The sequence below is a fragment of the Providencia vermicola genome, from assembly GCF_020381325.1.
In the GTDB taxonomy this organism is placed as follows: Bacteria; Pseudomonadota; Gammaproteobacteria; order Enterobacterales; family Enterobacteriaceae; genus Providencia; species Providencia vermicola.
Genome location: NZ_JAGSPI010000003.1, coordinates 118299 through 136518, shown reverse-complemented (window position 1 = coordinate 136518; position 18220 = coordinate 118299). Strand labels below are relative to the sequence as shown.

General features: G+C 41.6%; 14 protein-coding genes and 1 pseudogene. 4 read left to right on the top strand and 11 right to left on the bottom strand.

Features of this window, described 5'->3' with window-relative positions:
- Nucleotides 1–356: 356 nt before the first annotated feature.
- The 7 genes and pseudogenes from KDJ85_RS05385 to purM form a co-directional block, all read right to left on the bottom strand.
- Nucleotides 357–1712, bottom strand: a complete 1356-nt coding sequence (locus KDJ85_RS05385) for an MFS transporter (RefSeq protein ID WP_225818780.1) — start codon at nt 1710–1712, stop codon at nt 357–359.
- A 589-nt stretch (nt 1713–2301) separates the two neighbouring features.
- Nucleotides 2302–3582 (bottom strand): annotated as a pseudogene (gene mgtE / locus KDJ85_RS05380) (magnesium transporter); the annotation flags it as partial.
- A gap of 365 nt (nt 3583–3947) precedes the next feature.
- The gene (locus KDJ85_RS05375) at nt 3948–5477 is read right to left on the bottom strand and encodes an exopolyphosphatase (protein WP_225818778.1); all 1530 of its coding nucleotides are present in this window, start codon (nt 5475–5477) and stop codon (nt 3948–3950) included.
- Nucleotides 5478–5481: 4 nt separating this feature from the next.
- Complete coding sequence (gene ppk1, locus KDJ85_RS05370) at nt 5482–7551, bottom strand: polyphosphate kinase 1 (protein ID WP_225818777.1); 2070 nt, start codon at nt 7549–7551, stop codon at nt 5482–5484.
- A gap of 54 nt (nt 7552–7605) precedes the next feature.
- On the bottom strand, nt 7606–8193 hold the full coding sequence (gene speG / locus KDJ85_RS05365) for a spermidine N1-acetyltransferase (protein WP_206086537.1): 588 nt from the start codon (nt 8191–8193) through the stop codon (nt 7606–7608).
- 245 nt (nt 8194–8438) lie between these two features.
- On the bottom strand, nt 8439–9077 hold the full coding sequence (gene purN / locus KDJ85_RS05360; RefSeq protein WP_225818776.1) for a phosphoribosylglycinamide formyltransferase: 639 nt from the start codon (nt 9075–9077) through the stop codon (nt 8439–8441).
- Nucleotides 9077–10117, bottom strand: a complete 1041-nt coding sequence (purM, locus tag KDJ85_RS05355; protein ID WP_225818775.1) for a phosphoribosylformylglycinamidine cyclo-ligase — start codon at nt 10115–10117, stop codon at nt 9077–9079. The genes purN and purM overlap by 1 nt, the downstream gene beginning before the upstream one ends.
- Nucleotides 10118–10475: 358 nt before the next feature.
- Between purM and upp the strand changes: the two genes are divergently transcribed.
- The 3 genes from upp to hda all read left to right on the top strand — a co-directional run bounded on the left by upp (nt 10476) and on the right by hda (nt 13336).
- On the top strand, nt 10476–11102 hold the full coding sequence (gene upp / locus KDJ85_RS05350; RefSeq protein ID WP_047757238.1) for a uracil phosphoribosyltransferase: 627 nt from the start codon (nt 10476–10478) through the stop codon (nt 11100–11102).
- Between the two features lie 107 nt (nt 11103–11209).
- The gene (uraA, locus tag KDJ85_RS05345; RefSeq protein WP_225818774.1) at nt 11210–12502 is read left to right on the top strand and encodes a uracil permease; all 1293 of its coding nucleotides are present in this window, start codon (nt 11210–11212) and stop codon (nt 12500–12502) included.
- A 129-nt stretch (nt 12503–12631) separates the two neighbouring features.
- Nucleotides 12632–13336, top strand: a complete 705-nt coding sequence (hda, locus tag KDJ85_RS05340) for a DnaA inactivator Hda (RefSeq protein WP_275967690.1) — start codon at nt 12632–12634, stop codon at nt 13334–13336.
- Between the two features lie 661 nt (nt 13337–13997).
- Here the strand turns inward: hda and arsC are convergent.
- Complete coding sequence (arsC, locus tag KDJ85_RS05335; protein ID WP_225818773.1) at nt 13998–14354, bottom strand: arsenate reductase (glutaredoxin); 357 nt, start codon at nt 14352–14354, stop codon at nt 13998–14000.
- A 10-nt stretch (nt 14355–14364) separates the two neighbouring features.
- On the bottom strand, nt 14365–15828 hold the full coding sequence (bepA, locus tag KDJ85_RS05330; RefSeq protein WP_206086556.1) for a beta-barrel assembly-enhancing protease: 1464 nt from the start codon (nt 15826–15828) through the stop codon (nt 14365–14367).
- Nucleotides 15829–16024: 196 nt separating this feature from the next.
- Here bepA and KDJ85_RS05325 point away from each other — a divergent pair, with 196 nt between their 5' ends.
- Nucleotides 16025–17089, top strand: coding sequence for an AI-2E family transporter (locus KDJ85_RS05325; RefSeq protein ID WP_225818772.1), 1065 nt, complete (start codon nt 16025–16027; stop codon nt 17087–17089).
- Nucleotides 17090–17140: 51 nt separating this feature from the next.
- Here the strand turns inward: KDJ85_RS05325 and bcp are convergent, their stop codons facing one another.
- Complete coding sequence (bcp, locus tag KDJ85_RS05320; RefSeq protein ID WP_206086558.1) at nt 17141–17611, bottom strand: thioredoxin-dependent thiol peroxidase; 471 nt, start codon at nt 17609–17611, stop codon at nt 17141–17143.
- Between the two features lie 14 nt (nt 17612–17625).
- Complete coding sequence (locus KDJ85_RS05315; RefSeq protein WP_206086559.1) at nt 17626–18183, bottom strand: glycine cleavage system transcriptional repressor; 558 nt, start codon at nt 18181–18183, stop codon at nt 17626–17628.
- Nucleotides 18184–18220: the final 37 nt, after the last annotated feature.

Below are 18220 nucleotides of genomic sequence, written 5' to 3'. Positions count from 1 at the left end.
AAAAGAGTGGATAAAATTAGTCTGGCTGTGAGGCAAAAAACTAACTGAAAAGAGTCAGTTAGACATACTAATAGTTTATCCTGATAGGTACAAAGAAAAATGGAGGAATTATGAATAAGTGTCAATTTATGTGGTGGGAATACGATGCAAAACAAACCTACTATTTTTAGAGTAAGCTAATCTTTGTGTCTTTGTAGCTAAAATCAGATAAATAACCCCTAAATCAATTATCAACAGAGATTGAACCGTTAGAGCTGTCCTTTGCATTGCTTATTGCAACGTGGTTATTCATAAAATAAAAATGGCCTCGGTTTAAATTCAACCTGAGGCCATTGTATTGAAGTGTGACGAGCTATTTACTGTGTTGCACTGGTATTTAATACAGGTGCACGATTATCAGTTTGCTTCTCTTTTGCAGTCCAACCTTTCCACGACAGTGGCAAAAAGGCAACAGCAACGGCTAACAATGATACGCCTGCCACATAATACGCCGGCGCCATATGAGATTGTTGTAACCACGCGCCTGTTAAGATTGGTGTTAAACCACCGAAGATGGCGTAGGCAACGTTATAAGCGAATGATAAGCCTGAATAACGAATTTCAGGTGGGAACGCACGGGTGCTGATAATCGGCGTTGTTGCAATCGCACCGACAAAGAATCCCATTAAGCCATAGTTAAAAATTAAGGTATTGGCGGCAATATCCGTTGATAAAGACGAATAGAAATAAATCGCCGTGACAGCCAATCCGCCCCATGACAAAGTCATTGAGGTACGAGTACCTGTTTTATCCCCTAACCAGCCCCAGAAAATACAGCCTAATGTTAAGGTTAATGTGGCAGCACAGTTGGCTTGCAACGCAATATTACGATCAATATTGTAGATACCTTTTAAAACCACATCTGGTGTCATTAAAATCGTCACAACAATCGCCGTTGATAATGACCATGTTAGTGCTGCAGTGATCATACAGGCTTGCTTATGGGATTTAATGACGGTTTTTACAGGTAATTCTTGGGATAACGCTTTCTTCGCAGCTAACTCTTTAAAAATAGGTGTTTCTTGCAAGAAACGACGTAAATATACAGAGATAAAGCCAAAGATACCGCCCAAGATAAACGGAATACGCCATGCGAAGTCATGGACTTCAGCAGTCGTGTAAGTACGCTCGATAATGATAGCCACGATGGAACCTAATAAGATACCACCAGTAATCCCTGATGTTAATGTGCCAACACCTAAGCCGTAACGCTGTTTTGGCGTATGCTCCGCGATAAATACCCATGCTCCTGGCATTTCACCACCGATAGCGGCACCTTGCATGATGCGCATTAACAATAATAACAGTGGCGCTGCTGCACCAATGGTTTCAAATGTTGGCAAGAAACCAATCACGAATGTTGGAAATGCCATCAAGAAAATACTCAAGGTGAACATTTTTTTACGGCCAATTTTGTCACCAAAGTGAGCCATAATAATGCCGCCAAGTGGGCGAGCAAGGTAACCCGCTGCAAACAAGCCAAGTGTCGCCATTAGCGCGAGAAATTCATTATCCCCAGGGAAAAAGAGCTGAGAAATAATTTTCGCGTAAAAGACGAAAATAACGAAATCATAAAATTCCAGTGTGCCGCCTAAAGACGACAAGCCTAAGGTTTTATAATCTTCTTTGCCCAACGGTCGTGCCGAGGGCTGGCTAGCTGTTTGCGATGTCATAGTACTATCCTTCTAAAATACCTGAAAATATCCACGATAATATAAATTCAGGGTAACAAGCATTTACTCAAAATAATGAGCCAATCATATTTATTGGGTGCAGATAAGAGGTCGAAAACGTTGGATGGGTATAACGTAGTTCAATACACAGTATCTTTTTGCATGCCTTATTTATAGCAGGAAATTCTATATTCTGTAAACCGCAACACCTAAAACAAGCATAACATTCCTATTAGTCTTCTTTGTTAGGCATTAATATCTAATGCGACTTTAAATAACCTTATATGATGTTAATAATCTGCATTTTGCAGAATATCGTATATTTAAAATAGTAATATATTTAGTTAATTATGATTAATTTAATAATTTCTTACTATTTAATGTAATGAAATAAGCGCTAAATATAATTATTTGAATGATGATTTTAATCTATATAATAGATGAACTTGCTAATAAAATAATAAATACTTTGCAATGTAATGAGTTTTCTGCGTTCGATTTGAAATGTTTGTGTGGTTTTTATTGAAAATGGCGGAGTTTTATAAATCGGGCATGCTCAACGCTATCGCTGAACATGCCCGAACAAAGATTATACTAAGAATAGGGTAGCGAGACCGAGGAAAATAAAGAAGCCGCCAGTATCAGTAATAGCTGTAATCATTACGCTAGAGCCAATGGCAGGGTCTTTCCCCATTTTGATCATAATGAGTGGAATAAGCACACCCATTATTGCCGCCATCAATAGGTTTAGTACCATTGCAAGCGTCATCACAGCACCCATGGCAAGATCGCCATAGAGGAAATAGGTGACAACCCCCATGATACCGCCCCAGACAATGCCGTTGATAAAGGCGACACCCAGCTCCCTGAGCATTAAGAAGGAGAAGCTACCACTTTGGATCTGGTGGAGTGCGATCGCACGCACAATCATGGTGATAGTTTGGTTACCGGTATTCCCGCCAATCCCAGCTACAATAGGCATCAACGTGGCGAGAGCAACCAGCTGAGAGATGGTGTCTTCAAACACACCAATCACACGGGATGCGACGAAAGCAGTACACAAGTTGATGGCCAGCCATGTCCAACGGGTTTTAACTGCTTGTCCTACAGGGGCAAAGACGTCTTCTTCAGGGCTTAACCCCCCCATACGACGGATGCTGTTATCGTTTTCTTCGCTAATATTATCAACGATATCTTCAACCGTCAGACGACCCATCAATAAGCCATTGCTGTCCACAACAGCGGCAGAAATTAAGTCATACCGTTCGAACGCGCTCGCTGCATCTTCCCCTTTTTCGTCAGGAAGGAAGGTTACCGTATCCGTTTTCATGACATCGGCGACGATTTTATCGGGTGATTGTGTCAAAATGGTGGTTAGAGGTAATTCCCCTTGCAGATAATTATTGTTATCTACTACGAAAATTTTATCGGTGGCTTCTGGGATTTTGCCACGTTGACGTAAGTAACGTTGTACTGTTTTTAAGGCTACGTTTGGACGAACGGTGACGAATTCAAAATCCATCATTTGGCCGACACTGTCTTTTGCGTATTGTAAAACTTCGCGAATACGGCTGCGTAGGCTTGGTTCTAAATAAGTCAGCAGGCGGCGCATGGTGTCGCGTGGAAGATGTTCGGCAATGTAGGCTTGTTCATCCACATGTAAGCTAGCGACTGCACGTAGCAGTTCTCTATCCGACATGTCTTTAATCAGGCTGTCCCATACAGAGACCGAGGCCTCGACTAGCACTTCACCGCGCTCGTTATTATCGACTAAACGCCATAAGGCGAGACGTTCGTCGTAGGGTAACATTTCTAAAATATCGGCGATATCCGCGGTATGCAAATCGAGGAGTAATTCTTTTACAGTACTGATTTTTTCACGAATTGCTTTGTCATCAATACTGACGTGTTGATCATTTTCAACAAGTGCGTGAACGAATTCCTCGTCATCTAAAAAAAGCGTCAGGATCTGCTGGCGAATGTGTGCCAGCTTTTGTGAGTGCGGGTTAACTATTGGCCCCACATCGTTTGAGAAAGCAGATTGTGACATTTTAATCCTTAAAACAATAGCCGCGCCGAAGCGCGTTTTATTAATTCGTCTGTGAGCGGACGAAATTTATTATCATTATTGTCGCCCATTTGAATAATATATCAAATAGTCGCATCAAACAGGCAGTGATTTCCGCGTTTAGCGTGAAAAAAATAAGAAGAAATCACCACAATAATGGCTGAAAGTTATTTATTCTCCGCGCATATACTTAATGACCAACCAGGAACATCTTCCCAATAAGCACTTTCTTTTTCTAAATCCAATAACATCAAGGCATTTTGCTCAAGATATTCTGCAGGTAAATAAAGTGTCCAATATCCATCGTCTGTTTCGATGCGCAAAGATGATGGAATAGTGGTGGATTGGCGTTGATTATTTAATAAAATAGCGAGCCGTAAAATTTGAATTAACGGCATAAACTGTTTGCGTTTAAATAAGTTAAACTTAGGAATATCATCGTATTTTATGGCTCGGCGATGATTTCTCACTAGCGTGGCTAACAAAAGCTGTTGTTCTTGGTTAAAGCCGGGCAAATTGGTATTTTGCAAAATATAAGCGGAGTGGCGATGCATGCCGCTATGGTTAATGCTTAATCCAACCTCATGAAGCATCACTGCCCAAATTAAAATAGACTCTAATTGTGGGTTGATTTGCTTAGGATTTTGTTGACCCCATTGGTAATAAAGTTCTTCCATGGTTTTCAACACCCGTTTTGCTTGTTCTCTATCAATATTGTAGTGCTCAGCAAGGCTCAAGGCAGTACGTTGGCGGATATCTTGGTGGCGAAAACGGCCTTCCATTTCATATAAAACCCCTTCGCGCAGTGCGCCATCCGATAATCGTAATTCTTTAATCTCTAATGAGTCAAAAACCGCCAGTAAAATCGCTAAGCCAGGAACAAAAACCTGTTTGCGTTCATTGGACAGTCCGGGAATATCCAAAGAAGAAAAAGTTTTATATTTCAACGCCATATTTTTTATTTCAGTCAGGCGTTCACGGGTGATAATGCCGTCCTTATAACCAAGCTCTAACAAAACCCCATGTGTGGCTTTAATGGTTCCCGACGCCCCCATTGCGACATCCCACGTGTATTTTTTAAACAGGATGGCGGTGCTTTCTAATTTTAAACATGCTGCGAGGTAGGCTCGGTTAAAAAATTCGGGTGTGATGGTTTCGTTGGAAAAATAGCTTTTTGCAAAGCTGACACAGCCCATACGGCGGCTTTCTATTAATAATGGCTCAAATTTTTCACCAATAACAATTTCAGTCGAACCACCACCAATGTCTAAAACCAGTTTACGGCCTTTTTCTGGTTGGGTATGCTCGACACCCATAAAAATTAAACGGGCTTCTTCTTGTCCTGAAATAATTTCAATAGGATAGGGAATGATGTCTTTTGCGCGTTGCAAAAAGTCTTTGACATTGGTGGCGACACGTAAAGAGTGGGTACCGACAATGCAGACGTTATCAGGCGAAAAGCCTTGTAAACGTTCAGCAAATAGCGCTAAACAAGAAAGGCCACGTTCTATCGCCTCTTCGCTTAATTCATTGGTATCGCTTAGTCCATCAGCAAGGTGAACACGTTTCTTTAGGCGGGTAAGCACTTGAAGCGCTCCATTGACAACGCGCGCAATCACCATATGAAAGCTATTTGAACCTAGGTCAATGGCCGCAATTTCTTGGGGTCTTGGTGCTGATGATGTTGTTATTGGCATAGTATCAAGCTCGGGTATCTGGCGTTTCAAGTGATTTCAAATGTTCATAAATGGCAAGCTGAGAACGAATTTTTCGCTTGTTGCCGCGGGGAACATAATGATTACTTAAATCTTTGTCAACATAACGCGCTTTTACAGTATCACTGAATTGTAATTCCAGAATATCCAAAACCCGTTGTTTTAAAAGGGGATCGACTAATTGAACTGCGACCTCAATTCGGTAGTCAATATTTCGAGTCATCCAATCAGCTGAAGAAATAAAGACTTTTTCGTCTCCTGCGTTGGCAAACACATAGACGCGGTCATGTTCCAAAAAGCGGTCAACAATACTGGTGACTTGAATATTTTCGCTGTAACCTGCTTGGCCAGCCACTAGCGAGCACATCCCACGAACTAATAAACGAATTTTTACCCCTGCATTGGAGGCATCATAGAGTTTATCAGTCAGTTCTTTATCAACCAAATTATTGATTTTTAATGTAATGCCACTTGGCAGGCCTTCAAGGGCATTGGCAATTTCTTGGTCAATTAACGCGGTTAATTTTGTCCGTGTATTTTGTGGTGAAACCATCAAATTATCGAAGGTGACAGGGCGATATGGGTTTTCAATAAAGCTAAATACGCGGCGCACTTCATTGGTGATTTGCTCGTTAGCCGTTAGTAAGGAATAGTCGGTATACAGCCGCGCCGTTTTTTCGTTAAAGTTTCCTGTCCCAATGTGGGCATAACGGACAATTTGGCCTTCTTCCATACGGGATATGATAAATAACTTGGCGTGAATTTTCAGACCAGGCGCGGAGAAAATAACATGGACACCCGCTTCCGTTAATCGTTTAGCCCAATGGATGTTTGCTGCTTCATCAAAACGTGCTTGTAATTCAACGACCACAGTGACTTTTTTGCCGTTGTGTGCCGCGTGGATCACGGAATCGATGATGCGTGAATCTTTTGCGACACGGTAAATATTGATTTTAATGGATAACACATTTGGATCGAATGAGGCTTGGCGCAGTAACTCTAAGGTATGCTCAAAGGTGTAATATGGGTAATACAGCAACACATCGCGTTCCCGAATGGCATCAAAACCGTTACGGAAATTATCAAACCAGCGGTGGCGTAAGCGAGGCAATGGTTTGTTTAATAGATTTTTATTTCCTTCATTGGGGAAATTAATAAAATCTTTAAAGTTATGATAACGGCCACCCGCAATGACGGAGTCATCGTTGGATAACCCTAGTTTTTCCCGCAACAAAGCGACCATTTCATCAGGCATATCCCGTTGATAAACAAAACGCACAGGCTCTGCGGTTAAGCGCTGTTTTAACGTCGACGACATGATTTCCAGCAAGCTGGACTCCATTTCGGTCGCGATATCATACTCGGCGTCACGAGTCATTTTCATGGAATACGCGTTAAGTTCGTCGTAATCGAAAAAGCCTTTGAAAATTTCGTCTAACGTATAACGAAGAATGTTATCAATTAAAATCATGGATTTACGACGCTTTGGCATTTCCGGGGGGAGATTAACAAAACGAGGGACTTTATCCGATGGAATTTCTAGCAGTGCATATTGAATGTCATTGCCATTAATGATCTCAACCGCAAGATAGGTATAATCATCTTTTAAAAACTCAACTAAGTCCGTGTCTGGGTTGATTAAAATCGGTGTAATGTGTTGGCGCAGATTTTGGCGAAAATATTGGCGCAACCAAATTTGTTGGCGTGGGGAAATCTGTCGCTCGTTAATCAGGAATATTTGGTTACGGGCCATTTCAAGCAATAAATCATTATATAAAACGTCAAACTCTTGTTCTTGTTTGGCGACTTTTGCTTGAATGCGCTTAAGTAAATGGCGAGAGCCACTGGCAGAGCCACGTTCTTCATTAATTAAAATACGGCGCTTCACATCGGCGAAGCGCACTTTATAGAACTCATCTAAGTTATTGGAATAAATGCCCAAAAAACGCATTCGCTCAATCAGCGGGTTACGCTTATCGGCGGCCTCTTGCAAAACACGCTCGTTAAAAGACAGCCAGCTTAGCTCTTTTTCATGATAGAGACGTTCTTGGGACATTCTGACTCCGTATTAGACGCTTGTTACTTAATGGCGATTGTATCAGCCAGTTAACTAAATGTGATGCTTAATTGCTTTATCTTGTGCGATGACGCTTTCTGGGTTTTCTGATTGCTGCTTCATCGCAAAATATTGCTGTTGGAAAACACACATACGGATAGCCGTATGGTAGCGACCATTCACGAAAAACTCATCAATCAATTCACCTTCAGTATGGAAGCCAAGTTTATTATAAATGTGGATCGCTTTGACATTTTCTTTATCAACAATGAGATAAAGCTTATACAAATTTAATACAGAGAAAGCATAGTCCATTGCCAGCCTTGCTGCACGGCTCGCATAGCCATGGCCTTGGTGGTGCGGTGCAATGATAATTTGGAACTCAGAACGGCGGTGAACATAGTCAATTTCAACCAATTCAACTAACCCGACTTTTTCGCTATCATTTTCCACGATAAAACGGCGTTCGGACTGGTCATGAATATGTTTGTCGTAAAGATCGCTTAGCTCAACAAAGGCCTCGTAAGGCTCTTCAAACCAGTAGCGCATCACACTGGCGTTATTATCAAGTTGATGAATAAACGCTAAATCTTCACGTTCAAGTGGGCGCAACCTAAACGGATGAACTTGCCCGGTAGTCATAAAACACCTCTATTGGTTATGAAAAAACATTTTTTGCTTAAATAAGGATACCACTTATTTGAGATAAAATAATGACATAACACAGAGAGATCATCCCCTTGTTGAAGAATAGTTCACTTTATGCAGAATTAAGTGGTTAATCGCTGAAAAAACAATCAATTGACGGGTTATATATTCGCCAATTTTAGTGCAACAAAAAGGGTGGAAATTCCACCCTTTGAATCGTTATTTATACTGTAAATTAACTACTCATTAGCATAACCCTGTTGAGGTAGTGCTTTACCATCTAATACGGCTTTACCGTCAACCATGGTTAAGCGGTTATCACTAAACCATTGTACAACCAGAGGGTAAATAGCATGCTCTTGCGTTTTAACGCGTTCAATAAGGTCTTCTTCGGTATCTTCAGGGAATATAGGGACTTTAGCCTGTAATATCACAGGGCCACCGTCTAATTCCTCAGTGACAAAGTGAACGGAAGTACCGTGCTCTTTATCACCATTTTCCAAAGCCTTACGATGAGTATGTAGCCCAGGGTATTTAGGTAATAAAGAAGGGTGAATATTGAGTAATTTCCCGGTGAAATGAGCGACAAAATCAGGGGATAAAATACGCATAAACCCAGCTAAGACTACCAAGTCTGGTTGGTATTGTTCAATAAGCGCTAATAAAGCGGCATCATAGGTTTGGCGATTGCTATACGCTTTTGCATCGAGGCAAGCGGCAGGGATCCCTGCCTGCTGCGCCCTCACTAGCCCATAAGCCGTGTTTTGGTTGCTCACTACGGCCACAATGCGACCCTTTATTGTGCCTGATTGGCAACCTTCAATGATCGATTGTAAGTTACTGCCACTGCCAGAAATGAGGACAACGATTTTTTTCATTAGCGGATCACAACCTGCTCTTCACCCGCAGGTAATTGGCCGATTGAACCAATTTGCCATGCGTTTTCACCCAGCGATGTCAATAACGCTAATGCGGTGTTGACCTCACTCTGTGGCAGGGCAATGATGATGCCAACACCGCAGTTAAAGGTGCGGTACATTTCATGGGTACTGACATCACCCGCGTTTTGTAGCCAACTGAAAACTGAAGGCCATTGCCAGCTACTGCCATCGATAATGGCCTGGGTGTTATCCGGTAGAACGCGTGGGATATTTTCCCAAAAGCCGCCACCGGTAATGTGTGCAATTGCATGAATGTCATTTTTTGCGATTAGCTCCAGCACGTTTTTCACATAAATACGTGTAGGTTCTAATAAATGGTCAGCCAATGATTTGCCATCTAACTGTTCAGTTTCTGGGTTCGTTTTACTGACTTCTAAAATTTTACGCACTAATGAATAGCCGTTTGAATGAGGGCCACTGGAGGCGAGGGCGATCAGTGCATCCCCTGCGCTGACTTTACTGCCATCAATGATTTCAGAGCGCTCAACTACACCGACGCAAAAACCTGCAAGGTCATAGTCTTCACCATGGTACATGCCTGGCATTTCAGCGGTTTCACCACCCACTAATGCACAGCCAGACTGTTTACAGCCTTCAGCAATTCCCGTGATGACGCTGGCAGCGGTATCAACGTCTAATTTGCCTGTTGCGTAGTAATCAAGGAAGAATAATGGTTCAGCACCTTGAACGATAAGGTCATTGACGCACATAGCAACAAGGTCAATCCCAATTGAATCATGGCGTTTTAAATCCATTGCCAGACGTAATTTTGTCCCAACGCCGTCGGTACCTGAAACAAGTACGGGCTCGCGGTATTTTTGTGGCAGGGAACATAATGCACCGAACCCACCAAGACCCCCCATTACTTCGGGACGACGCGTTTCTTTTACGACACCTTTAATACGTTCAACCAGTGCGTTACCTGCATCAATATCGACACCGGCATCTTTATAGCTGAGAGAGGTTTTATCAGTCACTACGGCCCCCAAGGCAATTACATTTTTGAGAAAAATAACATCATGGGCAGTATTCTAACAGGCTAAGCAAACGTTTGCGATAGCTTTGTGAATGAAAATTCTTATGGCTGAAAATGGCAGAAAGTGAGCGTGTTCACAAGGTGAAATGTAGCCAATATTTAAATATTGGCAAAAAAATAAATTCAGGAGATCATCAACATGCAACTTAACCGATATGGGGTATACTATTTTAAAAAAGTTTGCCTAATCGTTGATGTTTTGACCAAAATCAAACGTAATCTAGTGGCATTCATGGTTAAAAGAGTTATAATCCCGCGATTTTTTTGTCCGCCAGCGTCTAAAATAGTAGGAGAAACCCATGAAGATCGTTGAGGTAAAACACCCTCTCGTTAAACATAAACTTGGCCTGATGCGAGATCATGATATAAGCACCAAACGCTTTCGTGAACTGGCCTCAGAGGTTGGTAGCCTACTGACTTATGAAGCAACCGCTGACCTAGAAACTGAAAAAGTGACTATTGATGGTTGGTGTGGTCCTGTCGAAATAGAACAAATTAAAGGTAAGAAAATCACTGTAGTCCCAATCCTCCGTGCAGGTATTGGTATGATGAATGGTGTATTGGAAAGTATTCCTAGCGCACGTATCAGTGTGGTTGGTGTGTACCGTGATGAAGAAACACTGCAGCCTGTCCCTTATTTCCAAAAACTGACTTCAGATATCGATGAGCGTATGGCGCTAGTTGTTGACCCTATGTTAGCAACAGGCGGTTCGATGATCGCAACTATCGATTTACTGAAAAAAGAAGGGTGTAAGTCAATTAAAGTTTTAGTTTTAGTTGCGGCACCTGAAGGGATCAAAGCATTAGAAAAAGTCCACCCTGATGTTGAACTGTATACCGCTTCTATTGATCAATATCTCAATGAAGAAGGTTACATTGTTCCAGGCCTCGGTGATGCGGGCGATAAGATATTTGGTACTAAATAAAAATGAGCCGACTGAGAAGTCGGCTTTTTTTTGATTTATTAAATGAAATCAATGTTTGCAAGTCTTCGGCCACTTGCATAAATATAGCTAAAAGGGGATAAGCTCAAATGACACGTCGCACGATTGGTGTTGAAGAAAGACCACCATTACTACAAACTATTCCACTGAGTTTTCAGCATCTTTTTGCGATGTTTGGCGCAACCGTTGTCGTACCTATCCTGTTTGGTGTAAACCCAGCAACTATCTTGCTGTTTAACGGAATTGGTACATTAATCTATTTATTTATCTGTAAAGGGCAGATCCCTGCTTATTTAGGGTCAAGTTTTGCCTTTATTTCACCCGTATTAATTCTACTGCCATTGGGTTATGAACTGGCATTGGGTGGTTTTATTATTTGTGGTGTGCTGTTTTGCCTTGTGGCGTTAATCGTCAAAGTGGCAGGAAGGGGCTGGATTAATGTGATGTTCCCACCAGCGGCGATGGGGGCGATTGTTGCGGTTATCGGCTTAGAGCTTGCCCAAACGGCGGCAGGTATGGCAGGTTTACTGCCAAAAGATGGCGCGGCAGTTGATACTAACACTTTAATTATTTCATTAACCACATTATCGGTGACCATTTTATGTGCGGTCATGTTCCGTGGTTTCTTATCGATTATCCCTATTTTAATTGGCTTTTTAACGGGGTATGCGTTGTCATACTTTATGGGGATTGTGGATTTTACCCCAGTGATTGAAGCACCTTGGTTTGCTATCCCAACATTCTATACCCCACGTTTTGAGTGGTTTGCCATTCTCACCATCTTACCTGCGGCATTAGTCGTTATCGCAGAACACGTAGGCCACTTAGTGGTTACGGCTAATATCGTTGAACGCGATTTAATGAAATCCCCAGGTTTACACCGCTCGATGTTTGCTAACGGTTTTTCAACGGTGTTATCTGGTTTCTTTGGTTCAACGCCAAACACCACGTACGGTGAAAATATTGGTGTGATGGCAATTACCAAGGTTTACAGTACTTGGGTCATCGGTGGGGCAGCGGTTATCGCTATTTTGTTATCGTGTATTGGTAAATTAGCCGCTGCGATCCAATTAGTGCCTGTACCTGTGATGGGCGGCGTTTCATTATTGCTGTACGGAGTTATCGGCGCGTCAGGTATTCGTGTCCTGATTGATTCGAAGGTTGATTATAATAAGCCACAAAACTTAATTTTAACCTCTGTGATCTTGATTATCGGGGTGAGTGGCGCGGTTATTCACATTGGCCAAGCTGAGTTAAAAGGGATGGCATTAGCGACTATCGTCGGGATCTTTATGGCATTACTGTTCCGTTTTATTACTTTTGTTCGTCCTGAAAAACAGTTTGTAAACAGCGAAGTTAAAGAGCTAAATAGCGATAAGTAATCGCATTTTTTAATTTCTGACAATTGCTGCTGTGGTTAAAGCAGCGGCAATTGAACGGGATCCTGTTCATCTATCCACGTTTTTTGTGGTAAACTATTTAGCGAAAATTGATTTGTACAGCCAGAGGCGATTCTGAACACACCATCACAGCTTTCACTACCACTTTATCTACCCGATGATGAAACCTTTGCCAGCTTTTATGCAGGGGAAAATGAAGCGTTGCTGTCTGCTATAAAATCTGCAATCAATCAAGCACATGGTAGCTATATTTATTATTGGTCACGTGAAGGTGGCGGAAAAAGCCATTTACTCCATGCTGCGTGCGCAGAGCTTTCAGAGCAAGGCATTGCTGTTGGCTATGTTCCTTTAGATAAACGCGCTTATTTTGTGCCTGATGTCCTTGAAGGTATGGAAAACCTATCACTGGTGTGTATTGATAATATTCAATGCATAGCAGGGGATGATGAATGGGAAATGGCGATGTTTAATTTATATAATCGTATTCTCGAAATTGGCCGTACCTGTTTGTTGATCACCAGTGATCGTCCTCCTCGTCAAATTGACCTTAAACTGCCTGATCTAGCTTCTCGTCTCGACTGGGGGCAGATTTACAAACTGCATCCATTAAGTGATGAAGATAAAATCTACGCCTTACAATTACGTGCTCGTATGCGTGGTTTTGAATTGCCTGAAGATGTATGCCGTTTTGTGCTTAAACGCCTCGACAGAAAAATGGGTACGTTGTTTGATATTCTCAACAAGCTCGATCACGCCTCGATTGTTGCCCAACGCAAACTCACCATTCCGTTTGTAAAAGATATTTTGAAGTTATAATAATACAACTGTCTTAATGATTAATATAGCCTTAAGTTTGAACGGCAATGGTATTTAAAATAATAAATATAAAAGATATGGTTAGTTGACTATAAAAAAAGAATATTTTAGATTTTTCTTTACGATAAAACAAAGCCAGGAAACTCAATCATAAATGAAAGGGAATATATAGGTTTTATTTTATTAGATAAGAAAATGAATACGTGGTCTAGTGGGCTGAAAGAACGATTTTTAACACATATGCCATCCATATCTGCTCCGCCAAAACAATCTAAGTACCCTAATATTATTGGTAGTGCTACGGGTGCTGTATCATCAGAATTAACGAAGAAAAATATAGATGACAACTTAAAAGGAGACAATGAATAAATGAAAATCTTGTTGTACTTTATCTATTTTTATTTAAGTTTATTTGTTGTTTTTTTTTGCGTTATAGTCATAAGCCAATTAATTAACCAATTAAATATACTCTATAAGGTTGGTGAATTTTCTTATGGTAAAAGTGGTTTTATTGAAGCAATAATAATTTCAAATATAGTGGGCTTTTCCACTGCTTTTTTTTTAACCATACTGAGCTATATGGAATATAAAGGCCAGAAATAACAAAAAAACCAGTCTTAATTTTTCAGTGAGACTGGTTTTTGCTTATTAAGAGGGATTTTTACAAAATCTCTAACACTTGCTCAGGTGGACGACCTAAACGGGCTTTATCACCCTTAACCACAATAGGGCGTTCAATCAATTTAGGGTTTTCATGCATCGCTTTAATGAGTTGATCCTGCGTTAAGCTGTCATCGCTTAAATTCAATTCTTTATACAGGTCTTCCTTCGTACGCATTAATTGACGCGCATCTTTAAAACCTAACATTTTCAATAATTTTTTAATTTCAGTAGCAGTTGGTGCCGTTTTTAAGTATTCAACCACCGTTGGTGCGATCCCTTTTTCTTCTAAAAGCGCTAAGGTTTCACGGCTTTTAGAGCAACGCGGGTTATGGTAAATCTTAATTGAATCCGTCATTTTTGAGTCCTTACGGTTTTGCATTTTCATCACGTAATTGTAGTTTTCTCAATGCATCGATACGTGCATCGTAGCGTTGTTGTTCATAACTGCCTAAACGGCTTTGGCGGCTGGCATCACTTAAATAGTTGATTGCTGTGTCATAACCACCGCGTAGTGCGAGGCCTTCTGCATAAGCCGCGAGTTCTTCGGGGCGATTGCCTTGTTTCGCTGATGCTTCAGCCAACAAATCCCAACCAATTGGGTCATCAGGATAATCAAAAGTGTATTTGTTCAGTAACGTGGTCGCTTCTTTATACTGATGGTTGTTGATTAATGCGTTCGCTAAGTTAACAATAAACACCGTGTTTTTCGGTGATTTTTTCAGTGCACCTTGCAGGCGTGTGATGGCTTTAGTTGCTTGATTTTGCTCGATATCAACATCTGTCATGCTATCGATAAACCACGGGTTATCGGGTTGTTTATTTAATAATTCAGTGAGAATTTTACCTGCATCTGCATATTTTTTATCCTGTGAAAGGATCAGAGCTTTACCATATTGCGCAGCGAGCTGTTCGTTTTGCGAACCTTTTTCGTAATTTTCGATGATCTGGTCAAGGGCATGCTTTTGCTCTGTGCCATACATGGCTAAAATACGTACACGGGCTAACATAAAATCTAATGATGAAGGCACACTGGCTTTGGGTAACTGACTTGAACGGTTACGTGCATCCGCTAAACGGCTATCGGGCAGGGGGTGCGTTAACAAAATTTCAGGCGGTTTAGACATATAGCGCGTTTGATCTGCCATGGTTTGCATAAAATCCGCCATTGCATGAGGGTCAAAACCCGAACGGCGCAATGTTTGCAGCCCAATGCGATCCGCTTCTTGCTCATTCGCTTGTGTGAAGCTAATTCTACCCTGTTGCACACCCGCCATCGTACCTGTTAGTGCAGCAAAACCCGCTTGTGGGTTGGCCATGACTAAAAGGAGTGAGCCAATTGTCCCCGCAATCGCTAACGGCGTGGTGCTTTTTTGGTCTTCCATCATTCGCGCAAGGTGCCTTTGCGTGACGTGAGAAATTTCGTGGGCCATAACAGAAGCTAGCTGGCTTTCATTTTGGCTGTAACGGAATAATGCGGAGTGCAGCACCACGTTGCCGCCAAAATAAGCATAGGCGTTAATATTTGGGTTATTGACTAAATAAAACTTAAACGGGGTTTTAACTGAGTCCGCATTCTTCACTAAACGCATGCCAATCTTGTTAACATACTGAGTTAGCAAGGGATCGTAAATTAGTGGTGTGCTGGCGCGAATTTGCCGGGTAATGGCATCACCCATAATAATTTCTTGATTAATACTAAGTGTGCCACCCGCAGTGGTACCGATGTCGGGTAAGGTATCTTCAATTGCACTATAAGCAGGCAAAACCGCACCATTGACGAGTGCAGCGATCATGAAAGCCAATAATGGGTATTTCAATTTTTTTTTCATGAAGCGTGAGTGTCCCATACAACGTTTAAAATTTAGGGTAAGTACCAACTTTATTTCGAGTACATAAACACAAGGCATCAAATAACTCGAAAAGTTTAAAACACATGATAGCAAAAGCTATCGTAAAATCTGTTATTCGGTATAATTTTCGTTAATTTAGGAACTGTCCTTCGCATTAATTCCCCAGGAGCAATACATGCTGGAATTGTTTTTACAATGGTACCGTCGGCGTTTTGCCGATCCACAAGCCGTGGCACTGTTTACATTATTGGTCTCAGGTTTTGTGATCATCTTCTTTTTCAGCAGTATACTGGCTCCATTGCTGGTGGCAATTGCCTTGGCGTATTTACTTGAATGGCCAACAAATATGCTACAGCGCGCAGGGTTATCCCGCGCACTTGCCGTGAGTATTATTTTGACCTTGTTTGCAGGAATAAGTGCCATGGTTATTTTAATTATTGCGCCAACGGCATGGCAGCAAGGTATTAATTTGATGGCCGATCTCCCCAATATGGTTAATCGCTTCAATGAGTTTGCTCAAAAACTCCCGGAGCAATACCCTGCATTAGTCGATGTTGGGATTATAGATATGATGGCTGATAACTTACGTAGCCGTTTGTCTGGGATTGCTGATTCCGTGGTTAAGGCGTCTGTAGCATCATTAATTGGCATTTTTTCCCTTGCGGTGTATTTAGTGTTAGTGCCATTAATGACCTTTTTTCTACTAAAAGATAAAGAACGTATTAGTCGCAGTTTCTTAAAATTACTACCTAAAAACCGTTTGTTGGTAGGAAAAGTGTGGATAGAAATGAACGGGCAGATCACTAACTATCTGCGCGGCAAAGTGACGGAGATGGTGATTGTCGGCGTCGCAACCTATTTATGTTTTGCTTATTTCGATTTGCGCTATGCGGTGTTGCTATCGGTGCTAGTCGGGGTCGCCGTTCTCATTCCCTATATTGGTGCAGTCGCTGCCACCATTCCTGTGGTTATTGTTGCGTTATTCCAATACGGTGTTGGCAGTGAATTTTGGTATCTGATGTTAGTTTATTTGGTCATTCAAGGGCTGGATAGCAACGTTGTGGTGCCATTGTTATTTTCAGAGGCTGTTAACTTGCACCCATTGGTGATTATTTTGTCCGTGGTAGTATTTGGCGGGTTGTGGGGCTTTTGGGGCGTATTCTTTGCTATCCCGTTGGCGACGTTAATTAAAGCAGTTATCCATGTTTGGCCAGAAGAGCCTGTAGAAGCGGCTAAATAAGCAGTCAATCATAGTGCTGTATGGGATACAGCACTATTGAATTATAAAGTATTATGCGTTTGCGTTGATGTACGCAAGAACGATTTCGTGGTGGTTGGTGGTCTTGAAATCATCAAAAACGTGTTCGATTTTCCCTGTTGGGTCGACTAAGAAACTAATACGGTGAATTCCATCGTAGGTTTTCCCCATAAATTGTTTTTCGCCCCAAACCCCAAATTGCTCGCACACTTGGTGGTCTTCATCGGATAACAGTGTGAAATTCAACATTTCTTTTTCAGCGAAACGCGACAGTTTCTCTGGCTTGTCAGTGCTAATCCCTAACACTTCGACGCCTTTTGCTTTGAGTGTATCCATCTCATCACGCAAGCCGCACGCTTGAACTGTACAGCCGGGAGTCATCGCTTTTGGGTAAAAGTAAACTAATACGCGCTGACCCTGGTAATCAGAAAGATTGATGATCTCACCATCTTGGTCAGGAAGGCTAAATTGTGGCGCCTTATCACCGGCTTTCAATGGGTTCATTACATATATCTCCGTTAACTCTGCATATTGGGGTTGTTAACAATACTGATATTGCCTGTGGCATTTAGCATTGTACATAGTTGTTGAAATTTATTCTTTATAATTATGCCATTATCGTCCAACGGGTCATGTGCAGTAATCTGAATTTCCAGTTGAGCAGGCATATTATTATTGGCTGGTTGAGTCTTAGAAACAAGTTCTGCGATATTACATTGCGAAGTTGTAAATAAATTTGTGAATTGCTCGACAATTCGAGGTGCATCATCGACAACGACATTCACAGTAACTGTGGATGGATAATAAGTTATTTGAACACTCTGAGTTCGCTTCATGACAATCAGCAAGTCGAGCTCGGCTCCCTTAGGGGGCAAGGTTGCCTCAAGCAAGGTAATTGCATTCCAACTGCCAGATAACATCATAATGAAGGTGAATTCCTTGCCAAACATCGCTAAGCGACTATCTTCAATATTACAGTCACACTCACTAACAATGCGTGTAATGGTGTTCACGATGCCCGGACGATCTGTTCCCAGCGCAGTAATGACAAGAAATTGCTGTTCAGTCTTAGGCAAAGTCTATTCCTTATTTTTTTGATTATGCCAGTTAAAT